The following is a 16,121-nucleotide window of genomic DNA, read 5'->3' on the forward strand; positions in this document are numbered from 1 at the left end:
ACGCTGCGTCGCGCGTGCCCGACGCCGCGCGGCGGGGATCAGCTCGGGGCGGCCCAGCTCCAGATGTCGTCGCCGCGGATCGAGGCGTCGGCACCGCCGTCGATGTAGATCGTCTGGCCGGTCACGTGCGTGTTCTCCTCACTCGTGAGCCACGCGAGCAATCGGGCGATCACGACAGCGTCGGAGTGCCCGTTGAGCGGCATCGGCACGGCGCCGTCGACCATCGCCCTGCCCTCCTCCGTCGCGAGGAGCGACGCCGTCATCGGTGTCACGACGGTGCCCGGAGCGACGGCGTTCACCGGGATCCCGGCTCGCGCGTAGCGCGGCGCGATCGACTCGCGGCGCACCCAACGACTGAGCGCACGCTTCGACGAGGGGTAGTTGAGGTAGCCGGCCTCCGGCCCCTGCGCGGCGAGTGCTGCGCCGATCTCGAGCGCCTTCGCCTCATCGCCCGCGAGCAACGCGTCGACGAGCTCGGGCGAGTTCGGCTGCAAGCTCGCCATCGAGCTGACCACCGCGATGCGCGGCGCGTCGGCGTTCGCGAGCGTCGGCGCGAGCGCGTCGAGGAACCCGGTGACGCCGAAGAAGTTGACGGCCACGGTCAGCGGAATCGGCGCGGAGATGCCGGCCGCTGCGATGACCGCATCGATCTGCCCGCCGGATGCCTCGACGACCGCCGCCGCGGCATCCGCCCTGCCCTCGGGCTTCGAGAGGTCGGCAGTGATGTCGGCCCCCTTCAGGTCGACGCCGATCACGCGGTGGCCGCGCTCGGTGAGGAGGGCGGCCGCGGCCGCCCCGATGCCGGATCCTGCTCCGGTGATGACGTAGGTTCTTTTGCTCATGTCTTCGACGCTACGCCTGGTCTGACACCGCCCGCTTGAAGAGCAGATCGACCTGATTCCAGGCTGTGAAGTCCGCGCTGCTTCGCGACGTCGTCCGTGTTCGCCCGACCGACATATCGACATACCTTCCCGATGTCAACGTTCTGTCGCAGCGGGCAGGCGAAGGGCGACCTCGTCGCCGACGCTGCGCACGCGGCGACCGCGATCGAGGCCGGAGCCACCTGGGTGAGCCTCGACCGCGACTTCGCGCGGTTCCCAGGCCTGCGGTGGGTGTCGCCGCTCGGCTGACGACCGCGCCGAGACTCATGCACCTTCGGCCTCCGCAAAGGAGTACGCGTCTCGAGACCCGCTTGCTCGTTCGCGGGGGTTCGAGACGGCCGCAAGCGGCCGCCTCAACCCGCAGGGGTCGACCAGCCGGGATCGCGCTCAAGCGCCGACGTACTCCCGCAGGTGTGTGCCCGTGAGCGTCGCGGCGTCGGTGGCCGCGGCCTCGACGAGCGCCCGGGGCGTGCCCTCGAAGACGATGCGCCCACCATCGCGCCCGGCACCGGGGCCGAGGTCGATGATCCAGTCGGCGTGCGCCATGACGGCCTGGTGGTGCTCGATGACGATGACCGAATTGCCGTCGTCGACGAGGCGATCGAGCAGCGCGAGCAGGCGGTCGACGTCGGCCAGGTGCAAGCCCGTCGTCGGCTCGTCGAGCACGTAGACCGTGCCCGACTTCGCCATGCTGATCGCGAGCTTCAGGCGCTGACGTTCGCCGCCCGACAGGGTGTTGAGCGCCTGCCCGAGCCCGAGATAGCCGAGCCCGACGTCGGAGAGTCGCTGCAGGATCGCCCGCGCGGACTTCTCGGTGAGGTACTCGAGCGCCGCGTCGACCGAGAGCGCGAGCACCTCGGCGATGTTCAGGCCGTTGAGGCGATACTCGAGCACCTCGGCGGTGAACCGCTTGCCGCCGCATTCTTCACACACACTCGAGACGGTCGACATCGGGCCGAGTTCGACGAACACGAGCCCGATGCCCTTGCAGTTGGGGCAAGCGCCCTCGGAGTTCGCGCTGAAGAGCGCGGGCTTGACGCCGTTCTCTTTCGCGAAGGCCTTGCGGATCGTGTCGAGCAGCCCCGTGTAGGTGGCCGGGTTCGAGCGGATCGAGCCGCGGATCGGCGACTGGTCGACGACGACGACCTGGTCGCGCCTCGGCACGTTGCCGTGGATGAGCGACGACTTGCCCGACCCTGCCACGCCCGTGACGACCGTGAGCACCCCGAGCGGCACGTCGACGTCGACCCCGGTGAGGTTGTGCTGGCGGGCGCCCCGGATCTCGAGTGCGCCGGATGCCGCCCGCACCTCGTCGCGGAGCTTCGCCCGATGGTCGAGGTGCCGGCCGGTGAGCGTGTCGGAGGCGCGCAGCCCCGCGAGGTCGCCCTCGAAGCAGATCTGCCCGCCCCTGGATCCGGCGCCCGGGCCGAGGTCGACGATGTGGTCGGCGATCTCGATGACCTCGGGCTTGTGTTCGACGACGAGCACGGTGTTGCCCTTGTCGCGCAGCTGCAGCAGCAGCCGGTTCATGCGCTGGATGTCGTGGGGGTGCAGCCCGACCGTGGGCTCGTCGAACACGTAGGTGACGTCGGTGAGTGCCGACCCGATGTGCCGGATCATCTTGACGCGCTGCGCCTCGCCGCCGGAGAGGGTGCCGGAAGGTCGATCGAGGCTCAGGTAGCCGAGGCCGATCTCGACGAACGAGTCGACGTTCTGCCGCAGGTTCGCGATGAGCGGCGCCACGCTCGGGTCGTCGATGTCGGCGATCCACGCGGCGAGATCCGAGATCTGCATCGACGAGGCATCCGCGATGTTGATGCCCTTGATGTTCGACGAGAGGGCCTCTTGGTTGAGGCGCGCGCCACCGCACTCGGGGCACGCCGTGTAGGTCACCGCACGATCGACGAACGCACGGATGTGCGGCTGCATCGCGTCGCGGTCCTTCGCGAGCAGGCTCTTCTGCAGCTTGAGCACGAGGCCCTCGTAGGTCATGTTGATGCCCTGCACCTTGACCTTGACGGACTCCTTGTAGAGGAAGTCGTGCAGTTCGCCCTCGGAGTAGTCGCGGATCTTCTTCTCGGGGTCGACGAAGCCCGACTCGGAGTAGATGCGCACCATCCACCCGTCGGCCGTGTAGCCCGGAATCGTGATCGCGCCCTCGGCGAGCGACTTGTCGCGGTCGAAGATCTCGTCGAGGTCGAGGTCGTTGACCTCGCCGACGCCCTCGCACCTCGGGCACATGCCGGCCGGCACGTTGAAGCTGAAGTGGAAGCTCGGACCGACGTAGGGCTGCCCGAGCCGGGAGAACAGGATGCGCAGCAGCGCGTAGGCGTCGGTCGCCGTGCCGACCGTCGACCGCGAGTTCGCGCCCATGCGCTCTTGATCGACGATGATCGCGGCAGAGACGTTGCGCAGGCTGTCGACCTCGGGCCGCGGCTGCGTGGTCATGAACCCCTGGATGAACGTGGAGTACGTCTCGTTGATGAGGCGCTGCGACTCGGCCGCGATGGTGCCGAACACGAGGCTCGACTTGCCCGATCCGGAGACGCCCGTGAACACGCTGAGCCGCCGCTTGGGAATGTCGAGCGAGATGCCCTTGAGGTTGTTCTCGTGCGCCCCGCGCACCTGGATGACGTCGTGGGCATCGGCGCTGTGCCGAGTGGCGGTGTGCCCGGTGGTGCCGTGCCCATGGGCGGTGTCCCCAGTGGCGCTCTGGTCGGTCGCGGTCATGCGGCTGCTCCCCTCGGCGCGAGCCGGCGCCCGCGACTCATGATTCTGACACGAGGCGGTGACATCCGGGCGAGCGGATGCCGCGTACAGCCGCCGCGCGTATGACGCGCGTACGCTGTGCGCATGCCAGAGACGACCGGCCGCGCGCGCGGCTGGTTGCTGCCTGCTGCGGCCGGTGTGGCATCCGTCGCCTTCGGAGCGGGGGTCGGCGAACTCGCCGCCGCTGTGCTCGCGCCGGCCTCGAGTCCGTTCGTCGTGGTCGGGGCGCTCCTCATCGATCTCGCGCCCGGCTGGGCGAAGGATGCCGCGATCGGCCTGTTCGGCACGGGCGACAAGGCAGCGCTGCTCGTCGGCATCGGGCTCGTGCTGCTCGCCGCCGCCGGCGCTTCGGGAGTGCTCGAGGCCCGCCGGCCGCCGTGGGGCCAGGTGCTCGTCGGACTCATCGGCGTGGTCGGCGCGGCCGCAGCCTCGACCCGCGCGAACGCGCCGATGCTCGCGATCGCGCCGTCGGCCCTCGCGGCGATCGCGGCGGTGATCGCACTACGGCTGCTCGTGCGACGACTCCCGGGAACACAGCTGGTTGAGGAGGCGCGCCAGCGCCGTCTCGATGCCTCGCCCGCCTTGCCCGGAACACCGCGGGTTGAGGAGGCGCGCCAGCGCCGTCTCGAAACCCCCGATACGAGCGAGGAGGTTTCGAGACGCTCCTTCGTCGCTCCTCAACCCTCAGAACTCGACCGCCGCCGCTTCCTCGCCTGGACCGGCGGCGCCGTGGCGCTCGGCGCGCTCGCGGCACTCGGCGGCTACGCACTGCAGGCCGGCACGCGCGCGGTGACCGCGGTGCGCGACGCGATCACCCTGCCGAAGCCCGTCGCCACCGCCACCGTGCCCGCGGGCGCCGAACTCGGCATCGACGGCCTCGCACCCGTGATCACGCCGAACGCCGAGTTCTACCGCATCGACACCGCGCTCGCGGTGCCCGCTGTCGATCCGGGTGACTGGAGCCTGCGCATCCACGGCATGGTCGAGCACGAGGTCACGATCACGTGGGACGAGCTGCTCGCGCTGCCTCTCGACGAGAGCATCACGACGCTCGCCTGTGTCTCCAACGAGGTCGGCGGCGGGCTCATCGGCAACGCGGTGTGGCTCGGCTACCCGATCCGCGAGCTGCTCGCGCGCGCGGCGCCGACCGCGGATGCCGACATGGTGCTCTCGCGCAGCGTCGACGGGTTCACGGCGTCGACGCCGATCGCGGCGCTCACCGACGACCGCAACGCGATCCTCGCCGTCGGCATGAACGGCGAGCCGCTGCCCGCCGAGCACGGCTTCCCGGTGCGCATGGTCGTGCCCGGACTCTACGGCTACGTCTCGGCGACGAAATGGGTCGTCGATCTCGAAGTGACGCGGTTCGACGCGGCATCCGCCTATTGGACCGATCGCGGCTGGAGCGAGCGCGGGCCCATCAAACTGCAGTCCCGCATCGACGTGCCGCGCCCGGGGCAGTCGCTGTCGGCGGGCTCGGCCGTGCTCGCCGGAGTCGCGTGGTACCAGCACGTCGGTGTCGAGGGCGTCGAGGTGCAGATCGACGACGGCGACTGGCGCGCAGCCGATCTCGCCACCGCGATCTCGGACGACACGTGGGTGCAGTGGCGTTTTCAGTGGCCGGATGCCGCGGCGGGCTCGCACACTGTGCGCGTACGAGCCCTCGGCGCCGACGGCGAGGTGCAGACCGCGAAGCGCCAAGGGGTCGTACCCGACGGCGCGACGGGCCTCGACGAGATCACCGTCGAGGTGCGCTGAGCGTCACTGCCCGGACTCGTCGGACTCGCCGGCATCGCGGGCGCCGGACGTGACCGTTCCCACCGAACTCCGGCGACGACGCACGAGCAGCAGTCCGGCGCCGAGCACCATGACGATCGCGGCGACCGCAGCCATCGACACGAGCTCGAAACCGGTTTGCGCCAAAGGCGTCAATGCATCGTCGGCGGAGGTGTTCGGTGTTGCGGGGTCCGGGTCGGCCACGGCGGCGGCGAGCACTGTGATCTCGAAGTCCGCCGACGCATCTTGGCCGACGCCGTTTCCGGCGACCACCGTGAACGCGGTCGTTCCCACTTCCGTCGGCGTACCCGAGATGACGCCCGTGCTGGCGTCGAGGCTCAGCCCTGGCGGCAGCACTTCATCGCCCGCCGCGAGCGGTGCGACAAGCGGTGCTGCGAGAGATGCGGCATCCGTGACCGCGACTGCGGTCGTGGCCGTGGCCGTGGCCGCCTGCATTGCCATCGCCGAGGCCGTCGATGCCGTCGCCACGACTCGGTTCGTCGCCGAGAACGTCGGCGCGGGGTAGCCGGTCGCCGCCACCGTGAACGAGTAGGCCGTGCCGACGGTCGCCGTCCCGGGCGCGGTCGTGGTGATCGCCGGCGCGGCCGGAGCGCCATCGACGGTGATCGTGTACTCGGCCGTCGCATCCGTTCCGACGCCGTTGCCTGCGGTCACGGTGAAGGTCGCGGCCCCTGCCGAGGTAGGGGTTCCGGAGATGACGCCCGTGGTCGCATCGAGGGTCAGCCCCTCGGGCAGTCCCCCTTCGGCGATCGAGAACGCCGGAGCCGGGTTGCCGGTGGCGACGACGGTGAACGAGTACGCCGAACCCACGGTCGCCCCAACCGGCGCGTCCGAGGTGATCAGGGGGCCGGCGTTCCAGGTGACGTCGTCGATCTGGAAGTGCGGCACCCAGATCCTCGACGTGCCGAGCGCACGGAACCCGATCTCGATTCGGCTCACCGCACTGCGCCCAGCCCAGTCGGACACGTCGAGTGAGAGTTCGTTCCAGGTGTCGGTCGACATCGGAACGGTCTCGGTGAGCTCGTCGCCATCCACGCCGGTGAGCGTGACCGTCGCCTCGTAGCTGGTGTTGCCGCCCAGTCCGCCCCACGAATCGATGTGCGCCACCAGTTCGGTCGCCCGACCGAGATCGAGCGGATGCGGCGGCTCGACGAACACCGATCGCATCGCGTCCGCGGGTACGGCGGCCGAAGTGGCATCCATCGCCCGCTTTCCCGAGAACGGCGCCTTCGGTCCGTTCGCGAAGCTGCTGGCCCACTCCACGGCACCGACGCCGGCACCGGCCCGCCAGCCCTGGAATCCGTCTTCGAAGTCGTAGATCGAGAACGTCTTGGTCAGCGGCCTCGGGTCACCCGATGGCAGGGCCGACGAAGCGATGAGCGGCAGCGGGATGCTGTTGGCGATGGCCTGCTGACCCGCGACGTTCGCGTGCGTGCCGTCGCCCGTGTCGTACGGCGGGAAGATGATGTTCGGGCTCGCCGGATCCTTCAGCACCTCATCGAAGTCGAGCACGCCGTCGCACATGCCCGAGCAGTTGCCGGAGTTCCTGACGAAGGCATTGACGGCGCTGCGCTCGACGTTCTGCTGGGGCGTGTACGAGGGCCGCGGGGTGATCGGCGTGACGTACACGGTGATTCCGGCGTCCCTGAGCCGCGCGAAGATGTTCTGATAGCTCGCGAGGATCGTCGCGCTGCTGCAGTTCGCCGACAGGTCGTTCGTGCCGTAGTAGAAGATGACCGCGGTCACTCCGTGCAGTGCGAGCACGTCGCGCTCCACCCGGTTGACGCCGTCGTTGCCGCCGCCGGCGCAGCTCGGAGCACTGGTCGTGCCGGCGATGCCCGCGTTGGCGACGGCGAGCTGCGCATCGGCCGGGAGCTCGCTGTTGATGCGCCGCGCCAACTCATCCGACCAGCGGCGATCCGTGCCGGTCGCGGTGCATCCGGGTCCGCAGTTCTGGCTGCCCTCGCCGTCGACGACCGAGCTGCCGTACGGCACGACCGTGCCGAGCAGATCGGCGTTGTGCACGTCGACGGCGCTCACGAGGTAGGTCCAGGCCATCTTCTCGGCGAACGGCGCGCCGGATGCATCCGTCACCTGGTTTCCCGACCCCGCGGCTGAGACGTAGTTGTCGCGGTAGGGGTAACTGTGCAGGCTCGGCACCGTGGGCGCAATGACGTACATGCTCACCGCGATGTCATCCTGCGCCGTCGTCTCGAGTTCGACGGTGTCGCTCCAGACCTCGCCGCCGACCGGAATAGTGACGCTGGGCAGGCCGGCGAACGCCAGGGTCCGATTGGTCCCGGGCACGGTCGCCGCACCCGTCGCGCTCAACGCCACCGCGGCAGCATCGATTGTGAGCGGGGCGGCACCATACTGGTTCTGGAACCGGAATCGAAGCGCGTCACCGCCCTGGCTCAGGTGGGTGATCATGCGGAAGGTCTGGTTGGTGAACGTGATGCCGGACCGCCGGTCCTGCGACTGCGCCCACGAGGTGAACCAGTCGTCGTTCGCCGCGGGGGCAACGCCGGTCGCGGCCTCGGCGGCCTGCGCAGCGTCGGCATCGGCGGCCGCAGGCACGCTGGCCTCCACCGCAGCAGTAGGTTCGTCTGCCTCGGCGGCACCAGTCGCGTCGGCGGGTGCATCGGCCTCCGCAGCGGATGGCGCGTCGCGCTCGACGGCAGACGCCGGTACGACGCTCCCGAGCGCCAGGAGCCCGCCGACGAGTGCCAGCGTGAGGGCGAACGAAGCGATCGGGCGGGCGGGCGAGCCCAGAGTTTCGCGCATTACAGTCCTATCGTCATTGACGGAGTGCAGAGTTGAATCGTTTCAAAGTAGGTTGAGACGATCCTATTGGCATTCCAGCGCGCTGCGCAAGCGTCCGCGGGCTATGCAGGGAGCGGCGGGGTACGCGGCGGCGGCGTGCGGCGGTCGCCCGTCGCCTCGAACGCCGCGGCCAGCTCGAGCAGGGCCGAGTCGTCGTAGGCACGCCCGGCGAAGGTCAGGCCTACCGGCATCCGGATGTCTGCCATCGTGCCCATCGGCACCGTGACCGTCGGAATGCCGAGGTGGCGCGGCACGAGGTTGCCGTTCGCGACCCACACCCCGTTGCGCCAGCCGGCGTCGGCGGATGCCTCGTTCACGTCCATGTCGGCGGGGCCGACGTCGGCGACGGCGGGGAACACGACGGCGTCGAGACCGAGGCCGTCCATCCACTCTTCGAGGTCGACGCGGCGGGTCTGCTCGAGCCCGTGCAGGCCGCGCTCGAGCTCGGACAGGTCGGCGAGCGTCGCGCCCGGATGTGCACGCGCCCATGCCGGGTACTCGGCGATGTCGTCGTCGAAGCCCGCGTAGCGGTCGGGCAGCGCGCCCTCTGGATGCGGGAAGATGCGCGAGCCGTCGACGTCGACGAGCGAGTGCAGGGCGGGGTCGCCGTTCGCCTCGAGGAAGTCGTTCCACGCCCATGCCGACAGGTCGACGATCTCGCGCCGCAGGTAGTCGGGGCTCACGAGCCCCCGCGTCGCAATCGTCGGCGCACCGGGGCGGTCGCCCTCGTAGTTCGACACGACCGGGAAATCCACGAACACGACCTCGGCACCCGCGGCCTCGAGGTCACGTCGAGCCGCCCGCCAGAGCTCCATGATGGATGCCCGGGTCTCGATGCGCTGCCCCGTCGACCCGCCGATGCCGGGCGTGCGGCCGGGTTCGGCGGTGCCGGCGTCGGGATCGGCGTTCACGTACATGCGCGGCACCCCGAACCGCTTGCCCGCGAGCATCCGACTCGCCCGACTCTGTACAGAGTCGGGCGACTCGGCGCCGGAGCCGGGCGGCAGCAGCGAGCGGTAGGAAGCAGGGCGAACGGCGGATGCCGCGGGGAGCTCGACCCACGGCTGCATCCGCCAGAAGTCGCCGCGCGTCTCGATGTCGTCGGCGACGATGACGTCGAGCACCTCGAGCAGGTCGGCCATGATGCGGGTGTGCGGCACGACGACGTCCATGGTGGGCACGAGAGGCCAGTTGCCGCGCACCGAGATGACGCCGCGCGAGGGCGTGTAGGCGCAGAGCGCGTTGTTCGAGGCGGGCGCCCGGCCCGACGACCAGGTCTCCTCGCCGAGGCCGAATGCGGCGAACGAGGCCGCGGTCGCGGTGCCCGAGCCGTTCGACGAGCCCGAACCGAACGCTGCCGTGAGGTACTCGGCGTTGTACGGGCTCTCGGCCCGGCCGTAGAGTCCGCGCTGCATGCCGCCGTTCGCCATGGGCGGCATGTTCGTGAGGCCGATGAGCACGGCACCGGCAGCGCGCAGCCGTTCGATCGTGAAGGCGTCGCGCTGGGCGACGAGGTGCTCGAACGCGGGTGACCCGGCCGCCGCGGTGAGGCCTCGAGCGAGGTAACTGTCTTTGGCGGTGTACGGGATTCCGTCGAGCCGCCCGAGGGTCTCGCCGCGTGCGCGCCGCTCGTCGGAGGCCCGTGCCTCTGCGAGCGCGTCGGGGTTCATCACGACGAGTGCGTTCAGCGCCGTCGCGGTCCCTGAGCTTGTCGAAGGGCCTGGCCGGTCGTACGCCTCGATGCGCGCGAGGAAGGCCTCGACGAGGCCGACGGATGTCGCGGCGCCGGTCTCGAGCGCCTCCCTCAACTGTGCGATCGATGCCTCGACGACGTCGAACCCGTTCGCTGGTCGAGTAGGCAGCGACGACGGAGCAGCCGTATCGAGACCCGTCGCGGGGTCTCGATACGCTCGCTGGCGCTCGCTACTCGACCGACAAGCGTCTTTGCGCTCGCTACTCGACCGACGGGGGTCCCCGCTCATCGCGGCACCGCCGGTTGCTGCTGCGTGATGCAGTGGATGCCGCCGCCACGCGCGAAGATCGGCCGCGAGTCGACCGTCACGACCCGGCGCCCGGGATACACGGACTCGAGGATCTCGCGCGCCGCGGCATCCGCTCGCTCTTCACCGAAACCGCACGCGACGACGCCGTCGTTCACGACGAGGTGGTTCACGTAGCTCCAGTCGACGAAGCCCTCTTCATCGCGGAGCGTCTCGGGAGCGGGCAGGTCGACGATGTTCCAGCTGCGGCCCGCGGCGTCCATCGTGTCGGAGAGCCGTGCGCGAAGCATCCGTGTCACCTGGTGGTCGGGGTGCTCCGGGTTGCGCTGCTCGTGCAGCAGGAGTGTGCCCGGCGACGGGATGGTCGCGACGATGTCGACGTGCCCGTTGGTGCCGAAGTCGTCGTAGTCGCGAGTGAGTCCGCGCGGCAGCCACACCGTGCACTTCGCGCCGATCGTGCGTGCGAGCTCGGCCTCGACGCGGGCCTTGTCGGCGTAGGGGTTGCGACGCGGGTCGAGCTGCACGGTCTCGGTGACGAGCACCGTGCCCTCGCCGTCGACGTGGATGCCGCCGCCCTCGTTCACGAGCACTGAACTCACGAGCGCGGCGCCGACCTGACCGGCGACGAAGCGGGCGATCTCGGCCGACTTCTCCCATTCGGCCCACTCGGGCGCGCCCCAGCCGTTGAAGATCCAGTCGACGGCGCCGAGCACACCGGGCAGATCGTCATCGACGACGAAGGTGGGGCCGAAGTCGCGCATCCAGAACTCGTCGAGCGGCGCCTCGAGCAACTCGATCTCCGAGCTCAGCATGCGGCGCGCTCGCGCGAGCTCGCTGGGGTCGACGACCATCGTCACGGGCTCGAACTCGGCGACGGCGTGCGCGACGGCGGTCCAGGTCGCGTACCCCTCCTCGCGCACGGCGGCCCCGTCGCCGAGAGTCAGCCCCTCGCGGGGGAACGCCATCCAGGTGCGCTCGTGCAGGGCGGTCTCGGCGGGCATGCGCCAGCTCATGCGGTACCTCCGTCGTCAGGGCAGCGGATGCCGCGGCATCCGTTGTTCCATCATGCGCGATCGCCCGTGGTTCGTCTGCGATTCATCCGACCGACTTCGCGGAGGATGCGTCGGCGCGCGCCCCGGATGTCGGCGGCCATGGTTACGGTGGGACTCTGGCGGCGGAAGGGGCCCGGATGTATCTGGTCGACGGTTCGGTCGTCACGAGCGCGAGTGATCTCAAGAAGGCGTCCGAGTGCGAGTTCGCATTCCTGCGCGCACTCGACGCGAAGCTCGGCCGCATCGAGAAGGTGCCCGACCCCGAAGACGCGATGCTCGAACGCTCCGGCCGCCTCGGCGACCAGCACGAACACCGCGTGCTCGAGGCCTACCGTGCCGAGCTCGGCGACGGCGTCGTCGAGATCGAGCGGCCAGACGTGCGCGACCCGGCCGCGGTCGCCGCCGCGGTCGACGCCACGCAGGCCGCGTTCGCCGCTCGGGCGCCCATCGTCTTCCAGGCGACCTTCGCCGACGAGGGGTTCATCGGGTTCGCGGACTTCATCGTGCGTCAGCCCGACGGCCGCTACCTCGTGCAAGACTCCAAGCTCGCGCGCCGGGCCCGCGTCACGGCGCTGCTGCAGCTCGCCGCCTATGCCGAGCAACTCGAGCGCACGGGCGTTCCCTGCGCCGACACCGTCGAACTGCTCCTCGGCGACGGATCGACGAGCGTGCACCGCCTCACCGACATCGCCCCGGTCTACCGGCTGCGCCGCGAGCGACTCGAGCAGATCGTCGCCGAGCGGCTCGCCGAGACCGGCCCGGTCGCATGGGGCGATCCGCGTTACGCGCTCGACGGGCGCTGCCCGACGTGCGACCTCGAGGTGCAGGCGCACCGCGACGTGCTGCTCGTCGCGGGGCTCCGGGTCACCCAGCGTGCCGCCCTGTTCGGCGCGGGCATCACGACGATCGATGCGCTCGCGGCATCCTTCGGCCCTGTGCCGGGTGTGCTCGACGCGACGATCGAGAACCTGCGGGTTCAAGCGCGGCTGCAACTCGAGGCCGAGGCGGCCGAAGCGGCGGCAGATGCTTCAGGGCTCCGCTCCCCCGACGATCCGCCGCTGCCCCCGCCTGTCGTCGTGCGCGACGCCGCCTCGCTCGCCGCGATCCCCGAGCCCGACGCCGGCGACCTCTTCTTCGACTTCGAGGGCGACCCGCTCTACACCGAGGGCGCGGCCGCCGACTGGGGCCTCGACTACCTCTTCGGCATGGTCGACACGGCCGAGCAGTTCACGCCGCTCTGGGCGCACTCGTTCGCCGAAGAGCGGGTCGCGCTCGTGCAGTTCCTCGAGCTCGTGAAGCTGCGCCGTGCGGCGCACCCGAACATGCACATCTACCACTACGCGAGCTACGAACGCACGCACCTGCTCACGATGGCCGCACGCCATGGCGTCGGCGAGGCCGCGGTCGACCAGCTGCTCGCCGACGGCGTGTTCGTCGATCTCTACCCGATCGTGAAACGCGCGGTGCGGGTCGGTAGCCGCTCGTACTCGATCAAGAAGCTCGAGCCGCTCTACATGGGCACCGAGCTGCGCGAGGCCGACGTGAAGTCGGGCGGCGACTCGATCCTCGAGTACGTGCGGGCTCGCGAACTGGCCGCCACCGGCGAGATCGATCCCGTCACCGGGCTCGCCGGTGCGGCTGCCGCGCAGCACGTGCTCGACGATCTCGCCGACTACAACCGCTACGACTGCGTGTCGACCCTGCGGCTTCGCGACTGGTTGCTCGGGCTCGCGCGCGCCGCCGGTGTCGAACCGGTGCCCGAGTCGCTCATCGTCGAATCGGCGAAGGCCGCGGGCAAGGTCTACGAGCCTTCTCCGCTCGCCGTGCACCTGCAGGCCGTCGCCGGCCCGCCTGACGACCCCGACCGAGACGCCGACCACACCGCGCTCGCGCTCGCGGCGGCCGCGATCGACTATCACGACCGCGAGGCGAAGAGCTTCTGGTGGTCGCACTACTTCCGCGTCGAGCAGCCGCTCGAGGCCTGGGAAGACCACCGCGACGTGCTCGTCGTCGACCCCGCGGCATCCGCCGTGGTGCAACGCTGGTACCGCGAAGACCACCACCGCGTCGATCGGCGGCACGTGCTCCTGCGCGGCCGCATCGCGCCGGGCTCCCGGTTCAGCGTCGGCGGCGAGCCGATCGCGCTCTACGAACCGCCGGCGCCGTTTCCGAGCCAGTCGCTGCGACCCGGCTCTCGTGCGTGGCATTCGGTGCGGGTGCTCGACGTGCTCGACGACGGAGTGCTCATCGAAGAGACCGCCGTCGCCGGCGTCGCCTGGCACGAGCTGCCCTTCGCCCTCGCGCCCGGCACGCCCCCGCAGGCCGGGCGACAGCAGGGCGCGATCCTCGAGTGGGCGCAGCAGGTCGACCGCGCGTTCCCCCTCTGGCCGGCGAACCCCGCCGTCGACGTGCTGCGGCGCATCCCGCCGCGCACCCGCAGCGGCCGCGGACTCGTTCCGCTCGCGCCCGACCGCGACTACGTCGCCGCCGTCACCGCGTCGCTCCGCGACCTCGACGACTCGTACCTCGCGGTGCAGGGCCCGCCCGGCACCGGCAAGACCTATCTCGCGTCGCACGTGATCGCCGAGCTCGTGAGCCGGCACGCGTGGAAGATCGGCGTCGTCGCCCAGTCGCACGCGGTCGTCGAGAACGTGCTCGACGCCGTCGTCGCGGCGCGCCTCGATCCCGAGCTCGTCGCGAAGGCGCCGAAAGACCCGAAAGAGTCCGGCGCGCACGAGTACACCTTCATCGCGAAGAACGGCGTTGCCGAGTACACGGCGGCTCACGAGGCATCCGGCTACGTCATCGGCGGCACCGCGTGGGACTTCTCGAACGACAACCGCGTGCCGCGCGGCTCGCTCGACCTGCTCGTCATCGACGAGGCCGGCCAGTTCTCGCTCGCCTCGACCATCGCCTCAGCGGTCGGGGCGCGCAACCTGCTGCTGCTCGGCGACCCGCAACAGTTGCCGCAAGTGAGCCAGGGCAACCACCCCGAGCCGATCGACACCTCGGCGCTCGGCTGGATCACCGACGGCCACGACGTGCTGCCCTCCGAGTTCGGCTACTTCCTCGCCGAGAGTCGGCGCATGCACCCCGCCGTCGCCGACCCCGTCTCGCACCTCTCGTACGAGGGCGAGCTGCACTCGCACCCCGTCGCCTCGCAGCGCATTCTCGACTCGGTCGCGCCCGGCCTCACCGCGCTGCCGATCGAGCACGCCGGCAACACGACCTCCTCGCCCGAAGAGGCGCTCGCGGTCGTCGAGTTGGCGAAGTCGCTGCTCGGGCGGGAGTGGGTCGAGTCGGTCGCGGCAGTCGAGTCGGCCGGCTCCGCCGAGTCGATCGAGTCGGGCGGCTCCGCCGGGTCGATCGCGTCAGTCGGGTCGGCCGAGTCGATCACGCTGACCGATGCCGCGGCATCCGCTCGTTCGCGCCCGCTCACCCAGCTCGACATCATCGTCGTGACCCCGTACAACGCGCAGCTCACCGTCGTGCGCGCGGCGCTCGACGCCGCCGGGCTCACCGAAGTGCCGGTGGGCACCGTCGACAAGTTCCAAGGCCAAGAGGCCGTCGTCGCGATCGTGTCGCTCGCCGCGTCATCGGCAGCGGCAGCGCCCCGCGGCGTCGAGTTCCTGCTGCTGAAGAACCGCCTGAACGTGGCGATCTCACGCGCGAAGTGGGCGGCCTATCTGCTCTACTCGCCGGGTCTGCTCGACGCGCTGCCGTACACACCCGAGGGTGTGGCACAGCTCAGCGCGTTCGTCCGCCTCGTCGGCGTGCGCTGACGCGGGTCACGAGAACAGGCGCCCGCCCGCTCGAGTGACCGCGTGCACCTGTTCTCGACACACCCGCGGCGCGTCATCCTGTTCTCGGCACGCCCGCGGCACGTCATCCTGTTCTCGGAACGGCCGCGCCAAGCGGCGGCGGCTCAGCCGCCGGTGAGCTTGGCGACGATGCCGTCGACGCGCCGTTGCCGGGTCTCGGCGGCCTTCGCACCCTCGACAGCGGTGACGTGCGCCTTCCTTGCGCTCGGCGAGAGCGTGTCGAACGCGGCTCGAGCGCCCGGCGCCGCGTCGAGCGCGGTCGCGAGATCGGCCGGCACCTCGACGGTGCGCGGCGCCGTGTCGACCTCGAGGTCGACGACGATCGCATCGCCGCCGCCGATGCCCGTCGCCGCCCGCTTGTCGGAGCTGAACGAGATCATGAACCTGTCGCCCATGACCGCGACTGTGCTGCGGTACTCGTACCCGTTCACCGTGACGATAACGGGCGGCTTCTTGCCGGCGCCGAGCTCCTCGATCACCTCGGGCGGCACCTCGATGCCGGTGTTGTTGCCGACCTGGGACATCACCGTATCGAATCGCATGAGGTCGAGTCTGCCACCGGCCTCCGATGCTGGGAATACTGCACAGGGTACCCACGTAGGTTATTGATATGACTTCCCCTGCTACCGATCTGAACCCTGCCCGCGTCACGATGTACGGCGCGGAGTGGTGCATCGACTGCCGCCGCTCGAAGGCCCTCCTCGACGGCCGCGGCGTCGACTACGACTACGTCGACCTCGAGACCGTGCTCGACGGTGCCGACCGCGCGAAGGCGATCAGCGGCCGCACGCAGATCCCCGTGGTGGTCTTCCCCGACGGCACGCACTTCACCGAGCCGACCGACGCCGAGCTCGCAGCGAAGCTCGACGAGGCCGTCGCCGCGTAACACCGTGTGCACCGCATGAACACCGCATGAGCACGGCGTGAGCGAACGGGCGTTCGGCGTTCGGATGGCGTAACAAACGGGCGGACAGGTCG

The 16,121-nt window shown here is 70.4% G+C and carries 10 protein-coding genes; 4 read left to right on the top strand and 6 right to left on the bottom strand.

Annotated features, from left to right (window positions below):
- Positions 1-38: 38 nt before the first annotated feature.
- A complete protein-coding gene (locus AC1C2T_RS01000) occupies positions 39-842 on the bottom strand; it encodes an SDR family oxidoreductase (RefSeq protein WP_495363211.1) in 804 nt (267 codons plus the stop codon).
- Positions 843-974: 132 nt separating this feature from the next.
- Here AC1C2T_RS01000 and AC1C2T_RS01005 point away from each other — a divergent pair, with 132 nt between their 5' ends.
- The gene (locus tag AC1C2T_RS01005; RefSeq protein ID WP_495383920.1) at positions 975-1,130 is read left to right on the top strand and encodes a PIN domain-containing protein; all 156 of its coding nucleotides are present in this window, start codon (positions 975-977) and stop codon (positions 1,128-1,130) included.
- A 138-nt stretch (positions 1,131-1,268) separates the two neighbouring features.
- On the opposite strand, the gene AC1C2T_RS01010 is transcribed toward AC1C2T_RS01005, so the two are convergent.
- Positions 1,269-3,611 (bottom strand): ATP-binding cassette domain-containing protein, encoded by a 2,343-nt coding sequence (locus AC1C2T_RS01010; RefSeq protein ID WP_495383921.1) that lies wholly within the window; start codon positions 3,609-3,611, stop codon positions 1,269-1,271.
- A 123-nt stretch (positions 3,612-3,734) separates the two neighbouring features.
- Between AC1C2T_RS01010 and AC1C2T_RS01015 the strand changes: the two genes are divergently transcribed.
- On the top strand, positions 3,735-5,408 hold the full coding sequence (locus AC1C2T_RS01015; RefSeq protein ID WP_495383922.1) for a molybdopterin-dependent oxidoreductase: 1,674 nt from the start codon (positions 3,735-3,737) through the stop codon (positions 5,406-5,408).
- A 3-nt stretch (positions 5,409-5,411) separates the two neighbouring features.
- On the opposite strand, the gene AC1C2T_RS01020 is transcribed toward AC1C2T_RS01015, so the two are convergent.
- From AC1C2T_RS01020 to AC1C2T_RS01030, 3 genes are all read right to left on the bottom strand, one after another.
- Entirely contained in the window at positions 5,412-8,231 is a 2,820-nt protein-coding gene (locus AC1C2T_RS01020) for a putative Ig domain-containing protein (protein ID WP_495383923.1), read from the bottom strand.
- A 101-nt stretch (positions 8,232-8,332) separates the two neighbouring features.
- Complete coding sequence (locus AC1C2T_RS01025; protein ID WP_495385377.1) at positions 8,333-10,132, bottom strand: amidase; 1,800 nt, start codon at positions 10,130-10,132, stop codon at positions 8,333-8,335.
- Positions 10,133-10,248: 116 nt separating this feature from the next.
- On the bottom strand, positions 10,249-11,283 hold the full coding sequence (locus tag AC1C2T_RS01030) for an agmatine deiminase family protein (RefSeq protein ID WP_495363205.1): 1,035 nt from the start codon (positions 11,281-11,283) through the stop codon (positions 10,249-10,251).
- A gap of 176 nt (positions 11,284-11,459) precedes the next feature.
- Here AC1C2T_RS01030 and AC1C2T_RS01035 point away from each other — a divergent pair, with 176 nt between their 5' ends.
- Complete coding sequence (locus AC1C2T_RS01035; RefSeq protein ID WP_495383924.1) at positions 11,460-15,104, top strand: TM0106 family RecB-like putative nuclease; 3,645 nt, start codon at positions 11,460-11,462, stop codon at positions 15,102-15,104.
- 143 nt (positions 15,105-15,247) lie between these two features.
- Here the strand turns inward: AC1C2T_RS01035 and AC1C2T_RS01040 are convergent, their stop codons facing one another.
- Positions 15,248-15,685: a YdeI/OmpD-associated family protein gene (locus tag AC1C2T_RS01040; protein ID WP_495383925.1), complete on the bottom strand. Its 438-nt coding sequence runs from the start codon at positions 15,683-15,685 to the stop codon at positions 15,248-15,250.
- Between the two features lie 68 nt (positions 15,686-15,753).
- Between AC1C2T_RS01040 and AC1C2T_RS01045 the strand changes: the two genes are divergently transcribed.
- On the top strand, positions 15,754-16,029 hold the full coding sequence (locus AC1C2T_RS01045; protein WP_495363201.1) for a glutaredoxin family protein: 276 nt from the start codon (positions 15,754-15,756) through the stop codon (positions 16,027-16,029).
- The last annotated feature ends 92 nt before the right edge of the window (positions 16,030-16,121 follow it).

Source organism: Agromyces sp. Y558 (genome assembly GCF_059445415.1).

Excerpts from the sequence above, each read along its gene's own strand:
- AC1C2T_RS01010 (WP_495383921.1), bottom strand. The coding sequence starts at position 3,611 with ATGACCGCGACCGACCAGAGCGCCACTGGGGACACCGCCCATGGGCAC.
- AC1C2T_RS01005 (WP_495383920.1), top strand. The coding sequence starts at position 975 with ATGTCAACGTTCTGTCGCAGCGGGCAGGCGAAGGGCGACCTCGTCGCC.
- AC1C2T_RS01000 (WP_495363211.1), bottom strand. The coding sequence starts at position 842 with ATGAGCAAAAGAACCTACGTCATCACCGGAGCAGGATCCGGCATCGGG.
- AC1C2T_RS01015 (WP_495383922.1), top strand. The coding sequence starts at position 3,735 with ATGCCAGAGACGACCGGCCGCGCGCGCGGCTGGTTGCTGCCTGCTGCG.
- AC1C2T_RS01045 (WP_495363201.1), top strand. The coding sequence starts at position 15,754 with ATGACTTCCCCTGCTACCGATCTGAACCCTGCCCGCGTCACGATGTAC.
- AC1C2T_RS01020 (WP_495383923.1), bottom strand. The coding sequence starts at position 8,231 with ATGCGCGAAACTCTGGGCTCGCCCGCCCGCCCGATCGCTTCGTTCGCC.
- AC1C2T_RS01030 (WP_495363205.1), bottom strand. The coding sequence starts at position 11,283 with ATGAGCTGGCGCATGCCCGCCGAGACCGCCCTGCACGAGCGCACCTGG.
- AC1C2T_RS01035 (WP_495383924.1), top strand. The coding sequence starts at position 11,460 with ATGTATCTGGTCGACGGTTCGGTCGTCACGAGCGCGAGTGATCTCAAG.
- AC1C2T_RS01040 (WP_495383925.1), bottom strand. The coding sequence starts at position 15,685 with ATGCGATTCGATACGGTGATGTCCCAGGTCGGCAACAACACCGGCATC.